Raw genomic sequence first — 23,716 nt, forward strand, 5'->3', positions numbered from 1 at the left:
AGTGGACAAGGCATGGCGACGCACGGGCTTGAGCAAGTGACCGAAAACGCAATACGCGCAGTTGCGCGCGACTGCGGCAATCTGTCGATCGAATGTAGCGATGTGGCCGGCTACGTGCACGACGTCGCCGTCCGGATCAGCGATCACTTGAAGGTCCTCGACACGCTGGAGGACGTGACTACCCGGCTTCTCGCGGACCAGGCGCGGGTTTCAGACTCCACCGACGAAGCGCGGCTCCTCTCGGAACAGGCCAAGGCCAAGCTCGATGCAGGACGAGAGGCGATCGAAGGCACGATCTCCGGATTCAAGGAGCTGACTCAGCTGGTCGTCCAGCTCGGCGAGCGCATGGCCGGCTTTGCAACCGCTATGAACCAGGTCCAATCGGTATCCTCGACCATCGAGGTGATCGCTCGCAAAACCAACATGCTTGCATTGAACGCGACGATCGAGGCTGCCCGTGCCGGCGACGCTGGCCGCAGCTTCGCAGTCGTGGCCGCCGAAGTGAAGAAGCTGGCGCACGACACGCGTGCGGCCACGAGCCAGATCGGCCTCACAATCGGCGAACTGACCCGCGAGGCGGGCGCTGTTACGTCCGAGATCAAGACCGGAGTTGAACGAAGCCGTGCGGCGCAAAGCGGAATCGCACAGATCAGCGACACCGTTCGTGAAGTCAGCGAGATCGTCGGAATGGTCGATCGCCAGACCGAAGGGATCGCCCACTCGACCAGCATGATCCAGACCAGCGTCGACCGTGTGAAGGCCGGACTTACCGACTTCGCGGAAGATGCGCGCGGCAATGCCGGCCAGCTGGTCAAGGCAGAATCCCGCCTGTCCGAGCTTGAGATGATGTCGAACACGATGCTGAACACACTCGCCAATTCCGGCGCCGAGATCGACGACACGCCGATGATCCTGAAGGCGCAGGACAACATGCGACAGATTGCAGCGGTCATCGAAGCGGCCATCGATCGCGGCGAAGTGAACATGGAAGACGTGTTCGACCGCAATTATCGCGAGCGTCCGGGTTCGAATCCCAAGCAGTTTGACACGAATTTCTGCGACACCGCCGACAAGTACGTCCAACCGATCCTCGACCGCATTGTCGCAGCTGACAATCGTGTCATTGGCACGACAATCGGCGACGAGAATGGTCACTTGCCGACGCACATGAGCGCGCGTTCCCACCCGCAGGGCGACGACCCGGTCTGGAATGACGCCAACAGCCGCAACCGCCGCATCCTGATGGACGACCAGACCCGCTATGCGCATGGCAGCTCGGAGCCAACGCTGATGACGTACCGAATGACCCGCGGAAACGAGTCGATTGCGGTCAAGAACGTCTACATCCCGCTCTTCATCAAGGGCCGCCGCTGGGGCAACCTGGAACTCGCCTACAGGGACGACGCCTGAGCAAGTGCCTGTTCCAGGTCGGCGATGAGGTCGGCCGGATCCTCAAGGCCGATATTGAGCCGCACGAGTAGGGGGCCTAGCTCCGCGCTTGGCCGGTCGAGATCGTGATAGGTGATGGCGAGGCTGTTTGCGCCACCCCAGCTGAAGCCGATTCCGAATAGCTTCAGCGCTTCGACGAAGGTCACGACCTGCTGCCGGGACCAACTTCCAAATATGACCGAGAAGAGGCTGGCCGAACCCGTCCAGTCGCGCTTCCAGACATCGTGTCCCGGACAATCGGAAAAGGCGGGGTGAAGAACAGCGGTCACTTCTTCGCGGCGACTGAGCCAGGCGGCCACTTTGAGTGTGCTCTCGCCTAGATGCCGTAACCGCAGTTCGAACGTCTTGAGCCCCCGAAGCACCAGCGAACAATCGTCAGGGGAAACGCCGAAGCCAAGAAGCATGGCCGCGCGCTGGATCTTTTTGCCCAATTGCTCGTCGCGCGTGGCGACTGAGCCCATCAGAACGTCGCTGTGGCCAGCCTGGTATTTGGTGAGTGCCTGCACCGAGACGTCACAGCCGGCCGCGAAAGCATCGAACAAGACTCCCGCGCCGTAAGTGTTGTCGATTGCGACCGGAACGCCCTTTGCGCGAGCAGCGGCGGAAATCGCCGGCACGTCCTGGAATTCCATCGATATCGACCCCGGGCTTTCGGACCATACGAGCGCCGTATTGTCGCGGATCAGCGAAGCGATGTTGCCACCGACCATCGGGTCGTAAAGCTCTGTCTCGACGCCAAGGTCGGCGAGCAGTCCGTTCGCGAGATCCACGGTCGGTCCGTAGCTGCTCTTCGGAACCAACAGGTGATTTCCAGAGCGAAGGAAACTGAGGAAGGTCAGTGCGATTGCCGCGAGGCCGCTCGGCGCGAGCTGAACGTGCCGCGCGCCTTCGATTTCAGCCAGTCTATCGGTCAGTGCCCGATGGGTGGGCGACCCGTGCAGCCCATAGCGGTACTGGCCTTCGCGCGGGTGATCGAGATCCTCAAGCGTGGGAAAAACGACCGTGGATCCGCGGTAGGTCGGCACCGCAAGCGATACGAAGCTTTTTCCGTCGGGCTTCTCGGCGTGGATCAGCCGCGTCGAAAGCGCTTTCCCGTCGCCTTCGTGGCTCATTTATCCTTGCCGCCTGGCCATGAAGGCAAGTCGCTCGAACAGCATTACGTCGGCCTCGTTCTTGAGCAGCGCGCCATGGAGCGGCGGGATCGCCTTTGTCGGGTCGCGATTCTGAAGGACTTCGAGCGGCATGTCTTCGTGGAGAAGCAGCTTCAGCCAGTCGATCAGCTCGCTTGTCGAAGGCTTCTTCTTGAGGCCCGGGACCTCCCGAATTTCGTAAAAGATATCGAGCGCGCGTCCCACCAGCATTTTCTGGATGCCTGGGAAGTGGACGTCGACAATGGCTTCCATTGTCGTCCGGTCGGGAAAACGGATGTAGTGGAAGAAGCAGCGGCGCAGGAATGCGTCCGGCAGTTCCTTTTCATTGTTTGACGTGATCACCACGACTGGGCGGTCCACCGCCTTTACCGTCTCGCCGGTTTCATAGACATGGAACTCCATTCGATCGAGTTCCTGGAGAAGATCGTTGGGGAATTCGATGTCCGCCTTGTCGATCTCGTCGATCAGCAGGACGGGCAGGGTGGGGGAGGTGAACGCATCCCAGAGTTTTCCCCGCTTGATGTAGTTCGCGATATCGTGGACCCGTTCGTCACCAAGCTGTCCATCGCGAAGCCGGGCGACCGCGTCATATTCATAAAGTCCCTGGACGGCGCGGGTCGTCGACTTGATGTGCCATTCGATCAGCGGCGCGCCGAGCGCCTCCGCAATCTCGTGAGCCAGTACGGTCTTGCCGGTCCCCGGCTCGCCCTTCACCAACAGCGGACGGCGTAGCTTGACCGCGGCATTGACCGCGACCTTGAGGTCGTCGGTGGCGACATAGTTGGAGGTGCCTTCGAAGCGCATGACCGACCGCCTATCGGCGGGCGCGCTTTGCGGCAAGCGGCTTAGAAGTCTTCGCGAGCCCCGGCGCGGGCTTCGAGCAGGTCGAACAGCGCGCGGTGCTGGAGCAGCAATTGCTCGGCGCCAAAGGCGAGAGCGCGTTCGCTGGCCGGTCCCTCGGTGCCGTTCGCGATTGCTTCCGCGACCGAAGCATTGTCGGGAAGCGCACTCGGCGGACACTCCATTCCCGAGCGTTCCGCGGCCCGGTCGAGGATTGCGCGAATCTGGCGCCAGTCCTGGATAAGAGCGGTAGTCGCACCGAGCGCACAGCCGTTGCGTTCCGAACGGGCGAGCGTTTCGATCGCCCGGCGCTGCGCGACGAGCGCCGATTCGGTCGCGGCCGCCCCCGGAGTCGACGGAATCGGACCGACGGCCGACGTCAGGCGGACAAGGAACAGCCGTTCCCGCTCAAGCGCGTCGGCGGCCATGCGAAGCCATTCGCGCGGCGATGCGCCAGGAATGGTGCAGGCGATGTCCGCAAGTCCGGGAAACTTTCCGTGGACGGCGCACAGCAAGTGCACCGCATCGGCAAGGTCGCGCGTCGATCCGGGAGACGAGGCGCTAGCAAGAGCAACGGCGTGCGGATGAGTGGCCGAGCCCTCGTCGGCAATGCGCGCCAGGTGCGCACCGACAACGCCGATGCTCTTTCGCCCAATTGCCGCATTGCTCGTCATGTTCGCCTTATCTCCCTTGCGCGGCACCACGCTTGAAGGACCTTCGTAACGACAGGGCGTAAAGACGCGGTTTATGGCCGGGTAAGGAAACGGGAAGATTGGTTACGATCCGTGCCGCTCTGGGACGGAACAGCCGGTCACGAGCGGTAAAGCGACGGAGCAGCCCGCTTTAAAGCGAGAATCTTCGGCCGGTCGTGGGCAAGGATATACGGATGAGCCGGGTTCCGGCGCATGAAATCCTGGTGATAAGCCTCGGCGCGGTAGAAGCGCCCGCTTTCGAGACGGGTGACGATCGGTCTCGAGAACTGGTTTCGAAGCTGTGCGATATAGGCTGCGGCAACATCTCTTTGCTCAGCGCTCTGCGGAAAGATTGCCGAACGATAACTCGTGCCGATGTCCGGGCCCTGGCGATTGAGCTGCGTGGGATCGTGCGCGACGGAAAAGAATACGCGAAGGAGTGTCCCGTAGCTCACCGCCTTTGGGTCGAAGGTAATTCGTACGGCCTCCGCATGCTTCGTGCGTTCGCTGCTGACCGCGCTGTAGTTTGCGTCGGTCGCGCCGCCGCCCGCATATCCCGACTCTACCGAGCGAACGCCCTTCACATGCTCGAACACAGCCTCGACCCCCCAGAAGCACCCGCCTGCGAGGACCGCCGTCTGTAGCCCCGAGTTCGCCGCTACGTCGCGGCCGGGGGCGGGCAGAAGCCGCGATTCCGCCGCGCTGGCATTGGAGCACGAAGCTAGGAGCAGGATCGTCAACAGTAGGATAGAGCGCATGTTTGTGATCCGTTTCGCGAGTCGTGCCGAATATACGCCTGCTTGAGGCGCAAGCCTGCTTTGAATCGCTAATGACTCCGCTAGGGTCGCAAGAATCCTGGGACAGAAGGACCGGAAGCCATGGCGCAGGCTGCATACCCCGTACCATCCGAATGGAGCGACAAGGCGATCGTTGACAAGCGACGTTACGAGGAACTGATTCGACGCGCTGACGAGGATCCCGACGCCTTTTGGGCTGAGCAGGCGAAGCGCCTCGATTGGATGAAGCCGTTTACGACCGTGAAAGACACGAGCTTTTTCGAGGAGGATTTCCGCATCCGATGGTTCGCCGACGGAACGCTCAACCTGTCTGCCAACTGCCTGGATCGCCATATTGCCGAGCACGGCGACCGGGTTGCCATCATCTGGGAACCGGATGACCCCGGTGAAGCGGCTCGAAGAATCACGTTTTGCGAGCTTCACCGCGACGTTTGCCGCTTCGCCAATGCGTTGAAGGCAAAAGGCGCCCGCAAGGGCGACCGGATTACAATCTATTTGCCCATGGTGCCGGAAGCTGCGGTGGCAATGCTGGCCTGCGCCCGTATCGGCGCAATCCACTCCGTGGTTTTCGGTGGCTTTTCCCCGGAATCGCTCGCCGGACGAATCCAGGACTGCGATTCCAATATCGTCGTAACATCCGATGAAGGGCTCCGCGGCGGAAAGACCGTGCCTCTTAAGGCCAATGTCGATGCGGCGCTTGAGCATTGCACCAGCGTCGACACCGTTTTCGTTCTGAGAAGGACCGGAGCAGATGTTGCGTGGGCTGAAGGCCGCGACGTCGACTGGGAAGAAGCACTCGAAAGCGCCTCTGAAGATTGCCCGCCGGAGGAGATGGGCGCGGAAGATCCGCTCTTCATCCTTTACACCTCCGGTTCGACGGGCAAGCCGAAAGGTGTGCTCCATACAACGGGTGGCTATGCGCTATGGGTCAGCTACTCACATGAGATCGTCTTCGACTACCGGCCGGGGCAAGTCTACTGGTGTACGGCGGACGTCGGATGGGTCACCGGTCACAGCTACATTGTCTACGGTCCGCTGGCTAACGGTGCGACCACCCTGATGTTTGAAGGCGTTCCCAACTACCCGGATCCTTCACGCTTCTGGCAGGTGATCGACAAGCACAAGGTCGAGATCTTCTATACCGCTCCGACCGCGCTGCGTGCGCTGATGCGCGAGGGCGAGGAATGGGTAAGCAGGACCGACCGATCGTCGCTAAGGTTGCTTGGAACCGTCGGAGAACCGATCAATCCTGAAGCGTGGGACTGGTACCACCGTGTGGTGGGTGAGCGCCGCTGTCCGATCGTAGACACGTGGTGGCAGACCGAGACCGGAGGCATTCTAATTTCGCCTTTGCCCGGTGCGACGAACCTGAAACCCGGAAGCGCAACGAAGCCGCTGCCCGGCGTCCGTCCGATGCTCCTGACGGGCGATGGGAAAGTGCTGGAAGGTGCCGCTGACGGATGCCTGGTCATCGCCGATAGCTGGCCCGGACAGATGCGCACTGTCTATGGCGACCACGAACGCTTCTTCCAGACCTATTTCGCGACCTTCCCGGGCTATTACTTTACCGGAGACGGGTGCCGCCGGGACGAAGACGGCTATTATTGGATCACCGGCAGGATCGATGACGTCATCAACGTTTCCGGTCACCGCATGGGCACTGCGGAAATCGAAAGCGCGCTCGTCGCGCACAGGTACGTCGCCGAAGCCGCGGTGGTCGGAATGCCCCACGACATCAAGGGTCAAGGCATCTACGCTTATGTAACGCTGAACGCCGGCACCGAGGGCGACGAGGAGCTTCGCCGCGAGCTGGTGAAATGGGTCCGCAAAGAAATCGGGCCGATCGCTTCGCCGGATGTCATCCAGTTCGCGCCCGGTCTGCCGAAGACTCGAAGCGGCAAGATCATGCGCCGAATCCTCCGCAAGATTGCCGAGGACGACGTTTCGAACCTGGGAGACACCTCGACGCTTGCCGATCCGTCGGTGGTGGACAATCTGCTTGCCAACCGGCCCCGCCGGCAATCTGTAAATGCCTGATCAGGCGCCGGTGAAATAGTCCGACCGGATGACCTCCACATCCGAAAGAAACAGAACGCCGGCGCGGGTCCGGAACAAGGTTTCGATCTCCAGTGCTGCCTGGCGGATGCGCTGGGCGGGCGCGACTCCGACGAACATCACGAGTCCCGTCTCATCGCTGAAAATCGTGCGCGCCTGGTGAAAGCCATGATGGCCCATGCCGGCGACATCGCGAATGATGGTCCATCCGGCCACTCCGGCATCCCGAAGCGCAGCCTCGATCAGTTTTATGTCACCGGCGTGTACGACCACCTCGATCTTCTTCATAGGGTGGACATTCGGTAGCTGTCGGTCTGTCATTGCTCGTCCTTTGAACTTCAAGCGCAGCCGTTCGCTGCCTCTTCGATGGCCATTTCCCGGTCGTCGGCCCACCGCAGTGCGCGTCCCCGGTCCGGATCCACCACAATCAGCCTGACCCAGCCGTTCCCGAAAAGCTGGCGCAGGACATTGTGCTGTTCGATCAGCGTCCGAACCCGCGCCATCGGCGCATGAACGATTGTGCATAGCCGCTGTGGCACATGGGCCGGCGAGCCGTCGTCGTGAAACAGGGACTGCCTGGGCAGGCCTACGGCAAGGTCCCCTCCATTGCCGCGGACGACACCGATCCCGGCGACGGGATTGTGCACCGTCTTGTCCCCTGCGCCGTATCGCTCGTTGTCGATCGTGGAAAACAGGTACTGGGAATTGATCCACTGGGCGACCACCATCGGCGCCGTCAGGATCGTAGCCAGCGCGTCCCCGTTGGGATCGGAACGCCAATCATAGTCATGAAGGAAGGCGCGACCCTCCAAATCCAAAGACCCGGTCAATTCACGGCCTCCGATGATAAAGGCGGCATTTCCGGTCAGTCCCCATTCCGGTCGGACCTCGCCCCAATGCAGCGCACCGGTGACGAGATCGTTTTCGCTTCGCCGAAGTTTGGCAGCGCGCTCTCGACGCACCATTCGTCCGGCGGCGGTAAGTGACGACTGTAGCTGGTCGATATCTGCGCGGTGCGTGTCAGGCGCGCTCTGCAGGTCGAACAAGCGTACCTCGTCGTTCGTCGTATTATGCTCGCCTGCAAGGAAAAAGACGTCCGGCTCGATACCGAGGGCGGACCTGACGGCCTGGTCATTAAGAACGGCCGCCATCGCCCGCGCGTTCGCTCCGCCGCCGTGGCCAGCGCACGCCCCGCAATCGAGCGCGCTGGCATAAGGATTGTTCGTCGCCTGCCCGCAATGACCCAAGAGCACCACGAGACGTGAACGGATTTTCATTCCCGTGAGCGCAAACAGGCTGCGGGCATACGCTAGCCTTTCCGCGCCCGATAATCCGTCGTGCCGGTCGTGCGAATCGATCGAGGGGGCAAGCGCGTGCCGATCACCGGTGCAGCGCGCTTTGAGAGCGGCAGCGGCGCGCGGCGCGAATGTCTGCAAAACCATCATTGCCGCAGCAAGCGGACCCACGGCTTCCGCGGTCGCAAAGCTGGTCGCCGTTCCGGACTTCAAGTGCGCAAATACGCCCTGAAGACTCTCCCCGCGGCGCCTTTTCAACAAGAAGGATTTCGCTTCGGCCTCGGCCCCTGGCGAGGGGCGTAACAAAAGCTCGTGTTGCGGCCCGATGAGAACCGGCAAGCGCCGTGTTCGTGCCCGTCCTGGTTCGCGCATCGCAACCGGTAAACCAAAAAATCCGGCATAGCCGATCGTCTCGTAACGGCCTTCCTTCTCGATGGCGCGCCGCATCGGTTCAGACCGGACGTCGATGCAAAACATCAGTTGCGCGTCAGCCTTGGCTGAATGAGTGATAGCCGTGCGGGAGTTCCGTTCGACCGCGCGACCAAGTTGGAAGGCATATTCAGTTTCGGCAGCGCGCTGGAATATGAGCGCGAGGTCTGCTTCATCCAATTTAAGGACCCGCCTAACCTCAGGTGCGAAATCATCGGCTCCAATGCCGAATTGCGCTGCGAGTCGCTGCCGGAGCTCCGGCTGAGCAACCGATCGTGACAAAGTTTTGCCACGGCCATGGGCGAGGTCTGCCAGAAGGATTAGCGCTATTAGGTCGGCCATATGCGCGGGCCTTTCCTGGCGCCGATCTTCATCAGCATGCTCGTCGCGCCAGCGAATGTGACCCGCCCAGCCCGGCAAACGAGCGACCGTCTTTGTCAGATGAAGCGGACGGTCTTCGCTGACTACGCCCAACCGGTCGAGCGCCCAACCGATCGCCGCCATCGGCGTTTCAGGCACTCCTGCCCAATCCGTCTTCCGATGCGTCGTTCGCATCAGGGGCAGCGATGCCATGTACAGTCCGCTGTCGCCGCGTCCGATAGCCAATGCTGCGACGTCGTTGGCGAAATAGGCAGCACAATAATCGGCCACCTCTCGCCCGGCGGGATCGGCCGCTCGCTCCGGCTTTGGCTCTGCCGGGAGGTCGAACAGGCGAGCGATAAGGCAATCGAGGAGGCTGATGTCGGGGCCGACCATTACGAAGGCGTCATTCAGGCCACCAAGTTCCATTATCGCCGCGCTACGCACAGCGTTTTTCGACGGCTTTCCTGCCGCACTCAGCCGGCGCCACAGGTCGAGATCGAGGCCCGAGCTTGCTCCGAATAGCTCCGAGCCGGCGCGGACGGCTTCTTCGAAAGGCATATGCTCCAGCCCGGACAGCGGGTTCACCGCGATCGCGCTTTCGAGCGGCCACAATGGCGCGACTATACGAGCTGCGAGCTCGACCTGCATCGCAAGGGAGGGCTGCGCCTCGCTTTTGCGCTGAAGGGCGGCGGCGATCCGGGTGAGTTCCGTCATGGCAATGGTTCCTAGCTGTTGAGCAAGCGGGCATGCAGAAAGGCTGGAAGGTTACGGCCCGCGTCGAGCAACCTGTGCTGGATGAGCCAGGCCGTGCCGAACATCGCCAGCAGGCATGCGGCGAGCCAATTGCCAGCGGGCGGCGATCCTACCGGCCGTTCGAGCGCGAAAGTCATCAACTGGACGCCACAAGCGTAGAGCAGGAGCAGCAGGATCCCGACCGCAATTGCGCTGCCTGAGCGGAAGAGCAGTGGGACGCTTGCAGCGGCCGTCGCGACGGCGAGGATTGAAGGAAGAATCGTCGGCGGCGGCAGCGAGCCACTTGTCCAAAGTGTAAGCGAGCAGGCCGCCAAGGCTGCGACGGCGCCAAGAAGCAGGCTCCTTACGGGAGATCGAACGCCGGCAATTTGCGGACGCCCAATCGCCGATCCAGAGGAAAGGAACAGCCAAGCCTTGAATAAACCGTGCGCGATCAGATGGAATGCCGCGGCAGCATAAGCGCCCAAGCCACAGCTCATGACCATGAAACCCATTTGCGCGACGGTAGAGCCGGCGAGCGACCGCTTGACGTCGGGCCGAACCCACATGACCGCGGTTCCCCATAGCGCGGCGAACGAACCGGCCGCGATGGCGACGAGTTGGGCCGCTGGCGCCTGTTCCAGCAGTGGACCGAAGCGGACTAACAAAACGCCGCCGGCGTTGACGAAACCGGCATGCATCAATGCCGATACTGGCGTGGGGGCCGCCATCGACCGGGTGAGCCAGCGAGAGAATGGGGGGAGGGCGCAACGGACGCAGGCCGCCAAGACCAAGAGCAGCGCCACCGCTGACTGCGCGGTTCCGTTGGGGCCCGGGCTGGCAACGGACAGCGAGCCCGTATCAAGCGCGAGGATCGCCAGCGCCGCCACCAGCGCCATGTCGCCGAGGAGAAACTGCTTCAAGGCTCGGCGACGGGCGGCGCAAGCCTCGTCCCAACCCTGCACGTGGCCGATCAACTGCGCCATTATCAACCCGGAAGCGATCCAGCCCGCAGCGATCATGATCATGTTGTCGGCGAGCAGGAACAGGAGCGTTGCGCCGACAATCCCCAGGACTTTCAATGCAAAACCGAGCTGGTGGGGGTCGCTCCTTAGGTAACGCTCGGAGAATCCCAGGACGGCGGTCGACACGAGCAACGTCAGCATTGCGATCAATCCTGCGAAGGGAGCAATCAAACCCGCGATTGTGGCTATGGCGATTCCAGCGAGACCGAGCCCGCCACCTACGCTCGCGGCCCTGATCGGCTGGATCGGCGCGACAATATGACCTCGAGCGACAGAGGATGCGGAGTGGGAAAATTCGGGCATGTCGTCGTCCTTCGCGGCGCGGAATGCCGAACGACCACACATTTGAGAAACGAATAGTTGCAATCATATCCATAAATTATCTAAATGGGAGAATGTATCGCAATCTGGACTTGGATCTGCTTCGCGCCTTCGTGCTCGTTGCCGATGTCGGCGGCTTTACAAGAGCGGGTGAGCGGCTCGGACGCACGCAGTCTGCTGTCAGTCTTCAAATCAAACGACTGGAAGAATTGGTCGGCAGGCCGCTTTTCCTTCGTGGCCCGCGCCTCCTCGAGTTGACCCGCGACGGGCAAAAGTTGCTTCCTCACGCCAGGGCGATGCTTCGCCTCAACGACGCAGCAATCTCCGACATTGCGGAACCCGAAATCGCGGGTCTTGTTCGGCTTGGCGTTCCTGAGGATTTCGCGACGGTCCATCTTCCCGCGGTTCTGGCAGAGTTCGCCGACGCCCATCCCGGGTCGAACTGGAAGTGACGTGCGATCTCACACTCAATCTCGAGCGCGGCTTCAGGGACGGGAGGTTCGACCTCGTTCTCGTCAAGCGGGAACCGGAAGTGGCGATTGACGGAATTCGGGTCTGGCGGGAACCGTTGATCTGGGTTGCCCGTGATCAACTGGCGCTTGACGGAAAAAGCCCGGTTCCACTGATCGTTTCCCCTGAACCGTGCGTTTATCGCCACCGGGCCATGGCCGCGCTCGGGAAGGCGAAGATCGAATGGCGCTGCGCCTACACGTCGACCAGCCTGGCCGGCACGCAGGCGGCCGTCCAGGCCGGCCTGGGGGTCGCTGTTCTTCCGCGCGAAATGTGCCCGCCGTCCCTTACCCACCTGGATCACAGCATCCTGCCGCCGCTGGCCGACACCGAAATGGCGCTGATCGAAGCTCCGCAGGCTTCGGCGACTGCTCGGCGCTTCGGGCAACATATTGCCGACGCACTCGAACGTGGGGCGTGAGCAGGCCCCGTCTAAGTCGGAATGAAGGCCTGTCGCAGGAGCGAAGTCATTGAAAAGGTGGTGGACGCACTAGGGCTCGAACCTAGGACCCGCTGATTAAGAGTCAGCTGCTCTACCAACTGAGCTATGCGTCCATGCCTGTCAGGGCAGTGCTCGACGGCCCCATTCGGCCGGTAGCGGGGGCGCCTCTAACAGCGTTCGAAGCGGCGTGCAATCCTAATGATTTCCCGCCATCACGAGAGGGACGTCTTGGTCCGCTGCTGCCGCTCGAAGCCCATCAAGAGCCCGAGGCAGATCATCACGGTCATCACCGCGGAGCCGCCATAGCTGACCAACGGCAACGGGATACCCACAACCGGCGCAAGCCCCATCACCATCATCAAATTGACGGACACATAAAAGAAGATGGTGGTTGTCAGGCCCGCGGCAGCGAGCTGGGCGAAACGCGTCTTCGCCCGGTTTGCGACCCGCATTCCCCACAAAACGATAGCGCCGAACGCGACGATCAGGAGTGCACCGCCGACCAAGCCCCATTCTTCGACGAATGTAGCGAACACGAAGTCGGTATGGCCTTCGGGCAGGTATTTCAAATGGCTCTGGCTGCCATTGAGGTAGCCCTTGCCCCAAATTCCGCCGGATCCAATGGCTATCTTGGACTGAGTGATATGATAGCCCGCCCCGAGGGGGTCAGCTTCAGGATCCATGAAGATCAGCACGCGCTTTCGCTGGTAATCGTGCATCATCGCAAAGGCGATCGGCAGCGCTGCCGCAACCGCGCCCGCGGCCGACAGGAAGTACCACATGGGCAGTCCGGCGAGGAAAATCACGGTGACTCCGCCCACCAGGACCATCGTTGCCGTTCCCAGATCGGGCTGAACCAGGATTAGCGCCCAAGGGACGAGTACCAGCAATGCCGCCGGCCAAAGGCCACGCCACCTTTTGACGTCCGCCGCGGGCAGCAAGTCGTAAAAGCGGGCTAGGGTCAGGACGATCGCCGGCTTCATGAATTCTGAAGGCTGAAGACGGATGAAACCCAAATCGACCCAGCGCTGCGCGCCTTTGCCGACGAACCCGACCATCTCGACAACGATCAGCAAGATCAGAATCACCACATATGTCGGGAAGATCATCTGCTTCACGAAATGCTCGGGAATGTAGCTGATCCCGACTGCCATGATCGAAAAGGCGAAGATGACAATGGCCTGCTTAAGTGCCCACGGGCTTAAGGATCCCCCGGCCGCGGAATAAAGGGTTACGACCCCGATCGTGCAAATGAGCGCCACGAGCCAGATCAGCCGCCACGGCAGCCTGGCCAGTGGAACCGGAATCATAGCAGACCCGATCATTGTCCGCCGCCCGCCGTAGCCTTGGCGGCCAGATTTGCACGGGCGATACGCGCGAATTCCTCTGCTCGCCGCTCCGTTCTCTCTGCCAGCGTCCCGCCCAATTGCGCCTCGACCGGGGCCAGCGCGTCCCATGCCTTTTGCTTATCGAAAAGATATGTCATCGAATCGCGGACAATCGGTGCGGCAGTGGCAGCGCCGAAGCCGCCATGTTCGATGATGCAGCCGATCGCATAGCGCGGCTTGTCCGCAGGTGCGAAGGCAATGAACAAGGCATGGTCGCGAAGCGCCCAGTTCGATTGGTGGCCGCGCGATCCAAGACGGAAGACCTGCGCAGTGCCAGTCTTGCCGGCCATCAAAATGCCTTCGAGCGGAAGCTTTGAAGCAACCGCCGTGCCGCGCCCGTTGACGACCGCTGACATGGCCTTGCGAACGATCTCTAGGTGAGTTGGATCAACGTCGAGATCCGGCGCTGGTTTTCTTTTACCGCCCAGCAGCAGGCTGGGTTGGAGGAGCTTCCCCGACGCCATCCGGGCGGGCATGACAGCGAGCTGCATAGGGTTCACGAGCACATAACCTTGGCCGATCGAGGTATTGGCGGAGTCGTAACCCTGCCACTCGCGATCATATTTCTTCTTCAGCCACTCTGGGTTGGGCATAGTCCCATAGCGCTGGCTCGGTATCGGAAGATCGAACTTTTCGCCGAACCCCAGGTAGTGCACCATCTCGGTCGTTTTCGCAGGATCGGTGACGAGGCCCATCGCCCAGAAATAGGTGTTGCAGCTGCGCTCAACCGCCGAATGCATGTCCATCGAACCGTGCACCGCGTCGCAGCGGAAGTAACGGTTCCCGATTTGATAACCGCCCGCGCAATGGACCCGTCTATTGGGGTCGATGCCCTGCTTAAGAAACGCGAGCGCCATGGCTGGCTTGATCGTCGAGCCCGACGGGTAAAGACCCTGCGCGACCTTGTTCAGAAGCGGGATATGGTCATCTTCCGAAAGCATCCGCCATTCGGTCTGGCCGATCCCCTTGCTGAAGCTATTGGGGTCGAATGCGGGCATCGAAACATAAGCCAGCATGTCGCCTGTCGCGATATCCATCGCGACCAGTGCGCCGGAATGATCGGCCATACGGCGAGCGGCATATTCCTGAAGACCGCCATCGATGGTGAGCTTGACCGTCTGTCCGCTGCGATCGGGCTGCGGATCAAGCTCCTTCACAAGCTGGCCGCGTGCGGTCACCTCCACTCGCTGCCCACCCGGCGTTCCGCGAAGATACGGTTCTAACGTCTTTTCTAGACCTTGCTTGCCAATCTTGAAGCCGGGAATCAGAAAGAGCGGATCCTTGGTCTTTTCATATTCTTCTGCGGAGGCTGTGCCCACGTAGCCGAGGAGATGTGCAACCGCCGGCCCGGTCGGATAAAAACGCGAAAAGCCGCGCTGGGGCTGGACTCCGGGAAGCTCCGGTAACCTTACCGTTACCGCCGCATATTTTTCATATGGGACGTTCTCTGCCACCTGGACCGGCTGGAACCCGCGCGCGGCCTTCAATTCCTTGATAATACGGTCGACCTGATCGGGGTCGAGATCCAGCAGGCTTGCGAGCAGGCGGAGGGTTTGCGTCGGATTTTCGAGTTGGTCGGGAATGATATCAATGCGAAAATCGGACCGATTGATCGCCAATGGAACGTTGTGCCGGTCCACCAGCCATCCACGCCTCGGCGGGACGACAATCATCTGAACGCGATTATCTTCGGACAGCAAACGATAATGCTCGTTCTGTTTGATCGACAGATAGCCCAGCCGCGACAGCAGCAGCGTTCCGAAGGCCGCCTGGGCGCCGCCAAGTAGAAGCATCCGTCGCGAGAAGCGCAGGGACTGATGCGCAGTGGTGAACTTCACCGCCCGAGCCTCCAGCGATCGATCCGCACGGCAAGATAAGCGGCCAGCGGGAATGTGAGGATTTCAATCAAGGCAGCAGGAACGGCCATTGCTGTCCGGACCGGGGCGCCACTGAGGCCAGAAACTTCCGCCTCGACCCATGCCGACCCAGCGATCAGCAATGACGCGACCGCCCATTCGATCCAATAGTCGCGCCACTGGGTTCGGCGGTCGACCAGGTCCATGACGAGCATGATCGCGGTCCACAACGCCATCGACATCCCGATCGGCGCACCGGTCAGCAAGTCATTGACCAGTCCGAGCGGAGCTGACCACCACACAGGCCACGCATCGGCGCGAAGCATGCGCCATGCAATGAACATCAACAGTCCGAAGCTCGGCCACCAGCCGCTCAAGGAGACGATCGGCAGGGCAACTAGCAAGGAAGCCGCGACGACACTGGCCGCCGGCACATAGGCGGCGCCGTGCACCGGTCCGCGATTGAGTGTCTTTCCTGCGAGCGCCGCCCGAACCATCGTTAGCGATCTTCGGGCAGGGGAGTGTCTGCCTTCGCCGCTGGCTCGTAAGGCGGCTCGACGAGCGCGAAACTGGCCTCGCTCGGATCGGCGAGCGGAAGACCAATGGCCCCGTCGTCGTCGAGACGGATCACCCGGGCAATCGGGACAAGCGGCGGATAGAGGCCGCCTGTACCAGAGGTAACTATGATGTCCCCGCGCTTGAACGGGTTTCGCCCGACTTCTAGCGGCCGGATATCCACCGTTCCATCACCACGGCCCGTTGAGATTACTGGAACCCCGCCGCGCATTATGCGGGCTGGCACAACGTTGGCGCGATCGCTGACCAGAAGCACGCGGCTGTTGCTGGACCCGACATCGATCACTCTTCCGACGAGGCCATCAGCGGCCCGTACCGGCATACCGATTTGGACTCCGTCACCGGTTCCGACAGACAGAATCGCGAAGCGGCGCGGGCTCTGGAAACTCGACCCGACAATTCGGCCGGTGGCCACGGTCTCGCGGCGCACCTCGCGAAGTCGAAGAGTGGCTTTAAGCTGGCGATTTTCCTGGAGGACGGCGTTGGCCTTGACGATCTCCCGCCGCATTTGGGCATTCTGCGCCTTCAAACCGGCATTCTGCTCGGCAGCATTCCAGTAATTGCCCGCGCCGCTGACGAGTCCGCTGACTGTCGCACCAACATCCGACAGGGCAACTGTTACCGGCGACAGGGCATCGAGGGCCGCACCGCGGACAACCCGATAGCTGCTTGGAGACACGATCGACAGGCCAAGCAGCACGAGTCCCAGGATCAACCCGGCGACAGCGGCCAGAAAACCAAAAAAAAGACTATATTGCGCACGCCTCGACCAGCCGGGGCGCGGTCCCGCCGGCGCCGCCATAGTTCACCTAGGCCGTTTGGAGGACGCCGCGGAACTGCTCTTCCTCGAGCGCCCTACCGGTGCCGAGCGCGACGCAGGTCAGCGGATCCTCTGCGACAGTGACCGGAAGTCCGGTCTCGTCACGAAGGACCTCGTCAAGCCCTTCGAGAAGCGCGCCGCCCCCGGTCAGGACGATGCCCTGGTCACAGATGTCGGCCGCAAGCTCCGGGGCCGTATTTTCGAGAGCGATGCGGACGCCTTCGACGATTGTTCCAACCGGTTCCGACAACGCTTCGGCGATTTGGCCCTGGTTGATCGTGATTTCCTTCGGAACGCCATTAACGAGGTCGCGCCCCTTGATGTGAACGGTCTGGCCGATGCCGTCCGCGGGCGGCTTGGCAATTCCGACTTCCTTCTTGATCCGCTCCGCCGTGGCTTCGCCAATCAGGAGGTTGTGGTTCCGGCGGACATAAGATGAGATTGCTTCGTCCATCTTGTCGCCGCCGACGCGGACTGAGGTCGTGTAGGCGAGGCCGCGAAGTGAAAGGACCGCAACTTCAGTGGTGCCGCCGCCGATGTCGACGACCATCGATCCGACCGGCTCGGTCACCGGCATGTCAGCGCCGATTGCCGCGGCCATCGGTTCTTCGATCAGGTAAACCTGGCTTGCCCCGGCGTTCGAGGCCGCATCGCGGATCGCGCGGCGCTCGACGCTGGTCGAGCCGCTGGGCACGCAGATCACAATTTCCGGAAAGCGCCAGGCACGCATCTTGCCGCCATGCACCTTGTGGATGAAGTGCTTGATCATCTGCTCGGCGACATCGATGTCGGCAATCACACCGTCGCGAAGCGGACGGATCGCCTCGATCTGGTCCGGAGTCTTGCCCATCATCAGCTTGGCGTCGTCGCCGACAGCCTTGACCCGCTTTTCGCCGCGAATCGTCTCGATTGCGACGACCGACGGCTCATTGAGGACAACGCCGCGACCGCGGACGTAGACCAACGTGTTGGCCGTCCCAAGGTCGATCGCCATGTCGTGGGACATCCATTTGAACCAGCGGTTCCAGAACATTCGCGTTTTGCCCTCGTACTCGCGGGGTCGGGGCAGCGTCTAGCGCGGCGCCTCCCCTATACCGCGGATTAAACCGTTCCCGATGAAAGACATCTGAATTTTATGGAAAATCAGCGCTTCGCGGGCGGCCTTCGATTGGGCTAGGAAACAGGCCATGTCAATAAGAAGGCTGCCTACGGAACTGGTCAATCGAATCGCCGCCGGCGAGGTGGTCGAGCGGCCGGCCAGCGCCCTGAAGGAACTAGTAGAAAACGCCCTCGACGCTGATGCGTCGGCAGTCGCGGTACGACTTTCGGCAGGCGGCCTCGATCTGGTCGAAGTCGCAGATAACGGGTCGGGCATGAGCCCGGGCGACATGCGCCTCGCGCTCGAACGGCACGCGACTTCGAAACTGCCCGGCGACGCCATCGACCAGGTGACGAGCTTCGGTTTTCGCGGCGAAGCCTTGCCTTCAATCGCCAGCGTTTCGCGCTTCACGCTCGAGAGCCGACTGGGCGGGGCGGACGGGTGGCGATTGGCGATTGATCATGGTGCGGTAGCGGGTGAGGGTCCGGCTTCTTTGCCGCCGGGAACCCGAGTCCGTGTGGAAGGGCTCTTCGAAAAGATACCTGCCCGCCGCAAGTTCCTGCGCAGCTCGCGCGCCGAATATGCGGCTTGCCTGGACGCCGTGAAGCGCCTGGCCATGGCCCGGCCGGACGTCGCCTTCACCCTCGACCATGACGGTCGCCGTGTATTTTCCGTGCAGCCGTCGAACGGGCCAGCGCGAGTGGCGGCCCTTCTCAGCCACGAACTCGATCGCCACGGGCTCGGAATCGACTGCACGCGCGAAGGGCTTCGTCTGACCGGGGTCACGAGCCTTCCGACCTTCAATCGCGGGATGGCCGATCAGCAATTCCTGTTCGTCAATTCGCGCCCGGTGAAGGACCGGCTGCTCGTTGGTGCGCTCCGTGCCGCCTATCGTGACCTGCTGGCCCGCGACCGTCATCCGGTTGCGGCGCTGTTCATTGAGGTGCCGACCGATGAGGTCGACATCAACGTCCACCCTGCCAAGACCGAGGTTCGCTTCCGAGACCCTTCCGCGGTTCGCGGGCTGATCGTGGGCGGGCTTCGCTCGGCGCTGGACGAGGCCGGCCACCGGAGCGCTGCGCGAGAGCAATACGCCGCCGAGGCCAACTGGCAGACGGAGCCGGTACAACATGTGGCTGCGCCGCTTGATTCGCGCCTGTGGGACCTGCCGACCCAGACCTATTCAACCGAAACCGTGGTCGCCGATCGGCAAACGGATTTCCTTCCGCAGGGCAGGGCAGCCCCTGCGACGCCAATTCCTCCCGCGAACACCGGCTATCCGCTGGGCGTTGCCCGGGGACAGGTCGCAGCGACCTATATCGTTGCTGAGACCGAAGACGGGCTTGTGATTGTCGATCAGCATGCCGCGCATGAACGCCTTGTGCTGGAGCGGATGCGGCGCGCTGGCGGCGAGGGCAGGGTGACAGCCCAACCGCTGCTTATCCCCGATGTCGTCGAGCTTGACGAACCTGAATGCGATCGCCTTGAAGCCGCTGCGCCGGAATTGGCGCTTCTTGGTCTTGAGATTGAGCGGTTCGGCCGGACCACCATGCTGGTGCGTGCGACTCCCGCCCCGCTCGGCAGGCCCGATGTTCGCGGCCTCGTCAAGGATCTGGCAGCAGAGCTGGGGGAACTCGGCACGGCATTGGCCCTCCGGGACAGGCTCGATCATGTGGCCGCTACCATCGCCTGTCACGGCTCGGTCCGCGCGGGCCGGATCCTGTCGGTGGCTGAGATGAATGCGCTACTTCGCGAAATGGAGGTCACACCACGCAGTGGACAGTGCAATCATGGGCGCCCGACTTGGGTCAAGCTGGCCAGGAGCGACCTTGAAAAACTGTTCGGGCGCTGAACGCGGCCTGGCATTGACGACAGGCCGGGATTTTCGTGCTATAACCTCGCCCATTGCGGGAGGTGCGTTATGAGCGAGCAGGATCGCATCTATTTCGCGCGTCGAGCGGCGGAAGAAGAAAAACTCGCCCAAGAGGCGAGCGACCCATCGGCGGCTGAAGTTCACAAGAAATTGCAGCGTGCATATATCGAGCGCGCAAGCATGGGCGACCGACCGGGTCTCGACCACGACATCGTCGCCTAGTCGGGAAAGAGTGATCGCCGCGCAGTTTCGAGCTTTCCCGATCGCGCCTCCTCACGGGCGCGTTTCAGGATCGGGTAACCGCTTGCTTCTTCGTCCCGCAGGGCGGACGCGAAGCTGCCGTTCCGGACACTCTCGAGTATGTCGCGCATCCGCGCCTTGACGCTTTCGTCGATCACCCGCGGTCCACTCAGAACAGCCCCGAGTTCCGCGGTGTTGCTGATCGCTTCCCGCATTCCGGCAATTCCCCGCGCCTCGATCAGGTCAGCAATCAGCTTCAGCTCTCCGACGCATTCCAGATAAGCCACCTCCGGGTTAATTCCCGCCTCTACGAGGGTCTCGAAGCCAGCAGCAAGCAGCTCTGGCACGGCCCCCACACGACTGCGCCTTCGTTGAATAGATCGGCTTCACATTCTTCGGCGAAGCTGGATTCGAGGAGCCCGGCCCGGCCGCAGCCCAGCGCGCGTCCATAGGCGAGGGCAGTCTCGCGCGCTTTCCCGCTTCGGTCCTGCGCCACGGCCCACAAGGCGATCATGCCTTCGCCACGCTCATACAAGGAGCGAAGCGCGGTGCCCGGGCCTTTGGGTGCGAGCAGGAACACATCGAGGTCCTCGCGCGGTCGCACGAAGGCGAAATGGATCGCCAGGCCATGACTGAATCCCAATGCGGCGCCATCGCGAAGCTGCGGCTCGATCTCGCCATAGAGGCCGGCCATCACTTCGTCCGGCACGAGCATCATAACGACGTCAGCGCCGGATACGGCAGAGCTCAGCGGCTCTTGTTCGAGGCCATCTGCAACCACACGAACCGCGCTCGACGTGCCTTCGCGCAGTCCGACGACGACCTCGATCCCGCTGTCTTTCAGGTTCCGCGCCTGCGCCCGACCCTGATTGCCATAACCAACGATCGCAACTCTCTTTCCCAACAGCGGGGCTGGATCGATGTCGGCATCGGTTAGGCGCTTCATGCATTCATCCTATCGTCCGGCGCCCAGCAACTCCAGCGCGCGGGACATCGCTTCCGGCCCATTCATCGGATCGCAGAAGCGTGGCCACTCCGGCGGCGGCTGATGCTTGAACCACGTATACTGCCGCTTGGCGTAGCGCCGGGTGGATTGCTGTCCTTCCAGGATCATGGTCTCGCGATCGGTCTCACCGCGGATGAATGCTGCGATCTCCGCAACGCCGATGGCGCGCATCACCGGGAGGCTTGGATCTAGCTTCTTCGCCAAGAGCGCCTCGGCCTCCCGCACGGCGCCGCGATCGACCATCATCGCGAAGCGCGCATCGCAGCGATCATACAGCCAGTCGCGTGGCGGCGTGAGCACGATCGGCCGAAGCGTCACTTCATCGCCGATCCCGCCGATTTTCCGGCATTGCCAATCCTTCAATGTCCGCCCGGTCGAGCGAACGACCTCGAGCGCGCGGGCGATGCGCGTCGTGTCGGAAGCGCCGAGCCGTTCCGCTGCATCCGGGTCCAAAGTGGCGAGAGCGCGGCGATTGTCCGCGACCATCGAAGCGCGAACCTCGGCCCGGATCTCGGGGTCGATCGGCGGAACGGGCGCGATTCCTTCGATCAAGGTACGGAGGTAAAGACCCGTCCCCCGACAAGGATCGGCGTTCCGCCAAAAGCATGGACGGCAGCGATTTCGTCTTTCGCCAGAGCCGCCCATTCCGCAGCGGAAAACGGCTCCACGCCGCTCCGAACAGCATAGAGGCGATGATCGGCCGCTGCGCGCTCCTGCATGGTGGGTGCGGCCGAAAGAATCGGGATTTCCCTATAAAGCTGACTTGCATCGGCGTTGATAATAGAGCCGCCGGTTGCCTTGGCAGATGCCAGTGCTAGCGCGCTCTTGCCGCTCGCCGTCGGACCGGCGATGACGACGAGAGGAGGTCGCGATTTGCTCATTGCCACGCTGATAGCAGCCGGACGGCTCGATGACAGACTTCTCTCTGCGGCGCTCGATCGCGTTGCGGACTCGTCATTTCATGCCTGGGTCGACGAGGGCTCCGCTGCGGATCTTGCGATCGTTGATGTGCATTCGGCGCGCATCGCCCTCGAAGGCTGGCAGGGGTGCGACATTGTCATCCAGTCCCTCGAGCATCGCGAGAAGGCTTTGCTTGTTGCGGACATGGATTCGACGATTATCGGGCAGGAATGCATTGACGAACTGGCAGACTACGCCGGATTCAAGCCTCAGGTCGCGGCAATCACCGAAAAGGCGATGAGCGGAGAGCTGGACTTCGCCGTGGCACTTGCCGAGCGCGTCGCACTGTTGCGCGGGCTGCCTGTCGACGATCTCGGAGAGTGCCTCGCGCAGCGGATTCGGCCCAATCCGGGCGCATCGACATTCGTCCGAACGATGCGCGCCCATGGTGCCCACACCTTGCTCGTCTCCGGCGGCTTCACCGATTTCGTCGCGCCCATCGCTGCGGAACTGGGATTTAATAGTTTCCGCGCCAACATTCTCGAGCGCGAAGGCGAGAAACTTACGGGCACAACGCAAGGGCCGATTGTCGATTCGATAGCGAAGAAGGAAGCGCTCGTCGAAGCGCAGGCTCACCTTGGCCTAGCTCGTAATGCTGTGTTGGCCATCGGCGACGGGGCGAACGACCTGCCGATGATCGAGGCCGCGGGTCTCGGCGTCGCTTACCGTGCAAAACCCGTGCTGGCCGAACGTGCCGATGCACGGCTCGACAACCACGGGCTCGATGCCTTGTTGTGGGCGCAGGGCATTCCGCGCCGCGATTGGTTGCTGGCCTAGCGGGCTTCGAGAGCGAAGCAGGGTTGCGGCTTCAATCGAGCGCACGCTGCACTCGCGAAGGCGCGGCTTTCGAAAGGGCCCGCCTGCAGGCGGGTCATCTCACCCACGGGGACATAGAAAGCCTGAGCGCCACCAAGCTTGCCCTGAAGCCTGGCATAGAGGGATTGGGCATTGGCCTTGCTGGAAAAAGCGCCCAGCTGGATCCGCCATACGCCTCGCGCAGCGGCGACGGCAGTCGTCTTGGCAGCAGCCACGGGAGCGCTCACTGAGGCTTTCGGTGTCGCTGCCGCTTTCGAAGGAGTCTTTGTGGCTGGTTTGCCGGGGCGGGCCGCTTGCTGGGCCATAGCGACGCCCTTTTGTCGCTGGGAGAGAGGCATGACCCTGTCCATTTCGGCGAGGGTTTCCTTGGCCGGCGGGAGCCCCTGCGCCGCCGCCCGACTGACGTAGGCATAGCCTTTGACAGGGTCCGGTGGCAGGTCGTCGCCGTTGAATAATGCTGTGCCGACGACGAGCAGCGCACGTGGTTCGCCGCGCTCGGCGGCCCGTTCGAGCCAGTCCAGGCCTTCGCGCCGCGACCCGCTGTCAAACAAAAGCAACCCCAGGCTTACCTGTGCATCTAGATGGCCGGCCCTGGCAGCTCGTTCGAACCATTTCTTCGCCTGACCGCTGTCGGCCGCGACCCCGCGCCCGAGCCGATAGGCCTGCCCCAGATTGAACGCCGCGTCACTGTCGCCCTTTTCGGCGAGACCCCGCCAAATTGCGATCGCCCGGGCGGAGTCGCCCCTCTGCCAGGCGTCGATTCCGGCCTTCACGCTCGCCTGCGCCGGGACGGCCGCGATCGCGACCAGACCGATGGCCATTGCAGAGTTCACAATACGCAAACCCATCATCCTCTCCCGTCGGTCGCCACGCTAACCCACAGAGTGGCGCACCAACAAGGTCGGGAGTCCATTAACCAATATTTAGGGGCTTTGCGGTCAGTTGGAGGCCTGATCAGCCGTTCCATTTGGGCGAGGGGAA

General features: G+C 62.2%; 22 protein-coding genes, 1 tRNA gene and 1 pseudogene. 7 read left to right on the forward strand and 17 right to left on the reverse strand.

The features are described from left to right. The first annotated feature begins 12 nt into the window (after positions 1–12). Positions 13–1,410 (forward strand): methyl-accepting chemotaxis protein, encoded by a 1,398-nt coding sequence (locus tag G7076_RS05435; RefSeq protein ID WP_166201063.1) that lies wholly within the window; start codon positions 13–15, stop codon positions 1,408–1,410. Here G7076_RS05435 and G7076_RS05440 read toward each other — a convergent pair. The 4 genes from G7076_RS05440 to msrA form a co-directional block, all read right to left on the reverse strand. Then, positions 1,392–2,561, reverse strand: a complete 1,170-nt coding sequence (locus G7076_RS05440) for a cystathionine beta-lyase (RefSeq protein ID WP_166201065.1) — start codon at positions 2,559–2,561, stop codon at positions 1,392–1,394. The genes G7076_RS05435 and G7076_RS05440 overlap by 19 nt on opposite strands. Beyond that, a complete protein-coding gene (locus tag G7076_RS05445) occupies positions 2,562–3,404 on the reverse strand; it encodes a MoxR family ATPase (RefSeq protein ID WP_166201068.1) in 843 nt (280 codons plus the stop codon). It abuts the gene before it with no gap. Between the two features lie 41 nt (positions 3,405–3,445). Then, complete coding sequence (locus tag G7076_RS05450; protein ID WP_240913889.1) at positions 3,446–4,114, reverse strand: hypothetical protein; 669 nt, start codon at positions 4,112–4,114, stop codon at positions 3,446–3,448. 137 nt (positions 4,115–4,251) lie between these two features. Further along, entirely contained in the window at positions 4,252–4,890 is a 639-nt protein-coding gene (gene msrA / locus G7076_RS05455; RefSeq protein WP_166201070.1) for a peptide-methionine (S)-S-oxide reductase MsrA, read from the reverse strand. Positions 4,891–5,010: 120 nt separating this feature from the next. Between msrA and acs the strand changes: the two genes are divergently transcribed. Next, positions 5,011–6,966, forward strand: coding sequence for an acetate--CoA ligase (gene acs, locus G7076_RS05460; RefSeq protein ID WP_166201072.1), 1,956 nt, complete (start codon positions 5,011–5,013; stop codon positions 6,964–6,966). On the opposite strand, the gene G7076_RS05465 is transcribed toward acs, so the two are convergent. Genes G7076_RS05465 through G7076_RS05475 form a run of 3 tightly spaced genes read right to left on the reverse strand, consistent with a single transcriptional unit; the run spans position 6,967 to position 11,131 of the window. Next, positions 6,967–7,305 (reverse strand): DUF190 domain-containing protein, encoded by a 339-nt coding sequence (locus tag G7076_RS05465; protein ID WP_166201074.1) that lies wholly within the window; start codon positions 7,303–7,305, stop codon positions 6,967–6,969. Positions 7,306–7,322: 17 nt separating this feature from the next. After that, positions 7,323–9,785: a putative inorganic carbon transporter subunit DabA gene (locus G7076_RS05470; RefSeq protein ID WP_166201076.1), complete on the reverse strand. Its 2,463-nt coding sequence runs from the start codon at positions 9,783–9,785 to the stop codon at positions 7,323–7,325. 11 nt (positions 9,786–9,796) lie between these two features. Further along, positions 9,797–11,131 (reverse strand): proton-conducting transporter membrane subunit, encoded by a 1,335-nt coding sequence (locus G7076_RS05475; RefSeq protein WP_166201078.1) that lies wholly within the window; start codon positions 11,129–11,131, stop codon positions 9,797–9,799. 92 nt (positions 11,132–11,223) lie between these two features. Between G7076_RS05475 and G7076_RS12415 the strand changes: the two genes are divergently transcribed. Continuing rightward, entirely contained in the window at positions 11,224–11,601 is a 378-nt protein-coding gene (locus G7076_RS12415; RefSeq protein WP_240913890.1) for a LysR family transcriptional regulator, read from the forward strand. After that, positions 11,598–12,080, forward strand: a complete 483-nt coding sequence (locus tag G7076_RS12420) for a LysR substrate-binding domain-containing protein (RefSeq protein ID WP_240913891.1) — start codon at positions 11,598–11,600, stop codon at positions 12,078–12,080. The genes G7076_RS12415 and G7076_RS12420 overlap by 4 nt, the downstream gene beginning before the upstream one ends. 58 nt (positions 12,081–12,138) lie before the next feature. On the opposite strand, the gene G7076_RS05485 is transcribed toward G7076_RS12420, so the two are convergent. The 6 genes from G7076_RS05485 to G7076_RS05510 all read right to left on the reverse strand — a co-directional run bounded on the left by G7076_RS05485 (position 12,139) and on the right by G7076_RS05510 (position 17,774). Continuing rightward, positions 12,139–12,214 (reverse strand) — tRNA-Lys (locus G7076_RS05485). 99 nt (positions 12,215–12,313) lie between these two features. Continuing rightward, positions 12,314–13,426, reverse strand: a complete 1,113-nt coding sequence (rodA, locus tag G7076_RS05490; RefSeq protein WP_166201080.1) for a rod shape-determining protein RodA — start codon at positions 13,424–13,426, stop codon at positions 12,314–12,316. Beyond that, on the reverse strand, positions 13,423–15,327 hold the full coding sequence (gene mrdA, locus G7076_RS05495) for a penicillin-binding protein 2 (RefSeq protein WP_240913892.1): 1,905 nt from the start codon (positions 15,325–15,327) through the stop codon (positions 13,423–13,425). The genes rodA and mrdA overlap by 4 nt, the downstream gene beginning before the upstream one ends. Further along, complete coding sequence (locus G7076_RS05500) at positions 15,324–15,842, reverse strand: rod shape-determining protein MreD (protein WP_166201082.1); 519 nt, start codon at positions 15,840–15,842, stop codon at positions 15,324–15,326. The genes mrdA and G7076_RS05500 overlap by 4 nt, the downstream gene beginning before the upstream one ends. Before the next feature lie 2 nt (positions 15,843–15,844). After that, on the reverse strand, positions 15,845–16,636 hold the full coding sequence (gene mreC, locus G7076_RS05505; RefSeq protein ID WP_166201084.1) for a rod shape-determining protein MreC: 792 nt from the start codon (positions 16,634–16,636) through the stop codon (positions 15,845–15,847). A 94-nt stretch (positions 16,637–16,730) separates the two neighbouring features. Beyond that, positions 16,731–17,774, reverse strand: a complete 1,044-nt coding sequence (locus tag G7076_RS05510) for a rod shape-determining protein (protein WP_166201086.1) — start codon at positions 17,772–17,774, stop codon at positions 16,731–16,733. Positions 17,775–17,928: 154 nt separating this feature from the next. Here G7076_RS05510 and mutL point away from each other — a divergent pair, with 154 nt between their 5' ends. After that, a complete protein-coding gene (gene mutL / locus G7076_RS05515) occupies positions 17,929–19,692 on the forward strand; it encodes a DNA mismatch repair endonuclease MutL (RefSeq protein WP_166201088.1) in 1,764 nt (587 codons plus the stop codon). 69 nt (positions 19,693–19,761) lie between these two features. Further along, positions 19,762–19,935, forward strand: a complete 174-nt coding sequence (locus tag G7076_RS05520; RefSeq protein WP_166201090.1) for a hypothetical protein — start codon at positions 19,762–19,764, stop codon at positions 19,933–19,935. Here G7076_RS05520 and G7076_RS05525 read toward each other — a convergent pair. From G7076_RS05525 to miaA, 3 genes and pseudogenes are all read right to left on the reverse strand, one after another. Next, entirely contained in the window at positions 19,932–20,309 is a 378-nt protein-coding gene (locus tag G7076_RS05525; RefSeq protein ID WP_166201092.1) for a hypothetical protein, read from the reverse strand. The genes G7076_RS05520 and G7076_RS05525 overlap by 4 nt on opposite strands. Further along, entirely contained in the window at positions 20,261–20,899 is a 639-nt protein-coding gene (locus G7076_RS05530; protein WP_166201094.1) for an NAD(P)-binding domain-containing protein, read from the reverse strand. Before G7076_RS05530 ends, G7076_RS05525 begins: the two co-directional genes overlap by 49 nt. A gap of 9 nt (positions 20,900–20,908) precedes the next feature. Beyond that, positions 20,909–21,840: pseudogene (gene miaA, locus G7076_RS05535) on the reverse strand (tRNA (adenosine(37)-N6)-dimethylallyltransferase MiaA). On the opposite strand from miaA, the gene serB reads away from it, so the two are divergent. Next, positions 21,833–22,696 (forward strand): phosphoserine phosphatase SerB, encoded by an 864-nt coding sequence (gene serB / locus G7076_RS05540; protein ID WP_166201096.1) that lies wholly within the window; start codon positions 21,833–21,835, stop codon positions 22,694–22,696. The pseudogene miaA and the gene serB overlap by 8 nt on opposite strands. Here the strand turns inward: serB and G7076_RS05545 are convergent. Further along, positions 22,693–23,583 (reverse strand): SPOR domain-containing protein, encoded by an 891-nt coding sequence (locus tag G7076_RS05545; protein ID WP_240913902.1) that lies wholly within the window; start codon positions 23,581–23,583, stop codon positions 22,693–22,695. The two genes, serB and G7076_RS05545, sit on opposite strands and share 4 nt — an antisense overlap. Positions 23,584–23,716 lie beyond the last annotated feature (133 nt).

Source organism: Sphingomonas sp. HDW15A (genome assembly GCF_011301715.1).
Taxonomy (GTDB): Bacteria; Pseudomonadota; Alphaproteobacteria; order Sphingomonadales; family Sphingomonadaceae; genus Sphingomicrobium.

Coding starts and splice junctions, on each gene's coding strand:
- G7076_RS05435 (WP_166201063.1), top strand. CDS start 13: ATGGCGACGCACGGGCTTGAGCAAGTGACCGAAAACGCAATACGCGCA.
- G7076_RS05440 (WP_166201065.1), bottom strand. CDS start 2,561: ATGAGCCACGAAGGCGACGGGAAAGCGCTTTCGACGCGGCTGATCCAC.
- G7076_RS05445 (WP_166201068.1), bottom strand. CDS start 3,404: ATGCGCTTCGAAGGCACCTCCAACTATGTCGCCACCGACGACCTCAAG.
- G7076_RS05450 (WP_240913889.1), bottom strand. CDS start 4,114: ATGACGAGCAATGCGGCAATTGGGCGAAAGAGCATCGGCGTTGTCGGT.
- msrA (WP_166201070.1), bottom strand. CDS start 4,890: ATGCGCTCTATCCTACTGTTGACGATCCTGCTCCTAGCTTCGTGCTCC.
- acs (WP_166201072.1), top strand. CDS start 5,011: ATGGCGCAGGCTGCATACCCCGTACCATCCGAATGGAGCGACAAGGCG.
- G7076_RS05465 (WP_166201074.1), bottom strand. CDS start 7,305: ATGACAGACCGACAGCTACCGAATGTCCACCCTATGAAGAAGATCGAG.
- G7076_RS05470 (WP_166201076.1), bottom strand. CDS start 9,785: ATGACGGAACTCACCCGGATCGCCGCCGCCCTTCAGCGCAAAAGCGAG.
- G7076_RS05475 (WP_166201078.1), bottom strand. CDS start 11,131: ATGCCCGAATTTTCCCACTCCGCATCCTCTGTCGCTCGAGGTCATATT.
- G7076_RS12415 (WP_240913890.1), top strand. CDS start 11,224: ATGTATCGCAATCTGGACTTGGATCTGCTTCGCGCCTTCGTGCTCGTT.
- rodA (WP_166201080.1), bottom strand. CDS start 13,426: ATGATCGGGTCTGCTATGATTCCGGTTCCACTGGCCAGGCTGCCGTGG.
- G7076_RS05500 (WP_166201082.1), bottom strand. CDS start 15,842: ATGGTTCGGGCGGCGCTCGCAGGAAAGACACTCAATCGCGGACCGGTG.
- G7076_RS05510 (WP_166201086.1), bottom strand. CDS start 17,774: ATGTTCTGGAACCGCTGGTTCAAATGGATGTCCCACGACATGGCGATC.
- mutL (WP_166201088.1), top strand. CDS start 17,929: ATGTCAATAAGAAGGCTGCCTACGGAACTGGTCAATCGAATCGCCGCC.
- G7076_RS05520 (WP_166201090.1), top strand. CDS start 19,762: ATGAGCGAGCAGGATCGCATCTATTTCGCGCGTCGAGCGGCGGAAGAA.
- G7076_RS05530 (WP_166201094.1), bottom strand. CDS start 20,899: ATGAAGCGCCTAACCGATGCCGACATCGATCCAGCCCCGCTGTTGGGA.
- G7076_RS05545 (WP_240913902.1), bottom strand. CDS start 23,583: ATGGGTTTGCGTATTGTGAACTCTGCAATGGCCATCGGTCTGGTCGCG.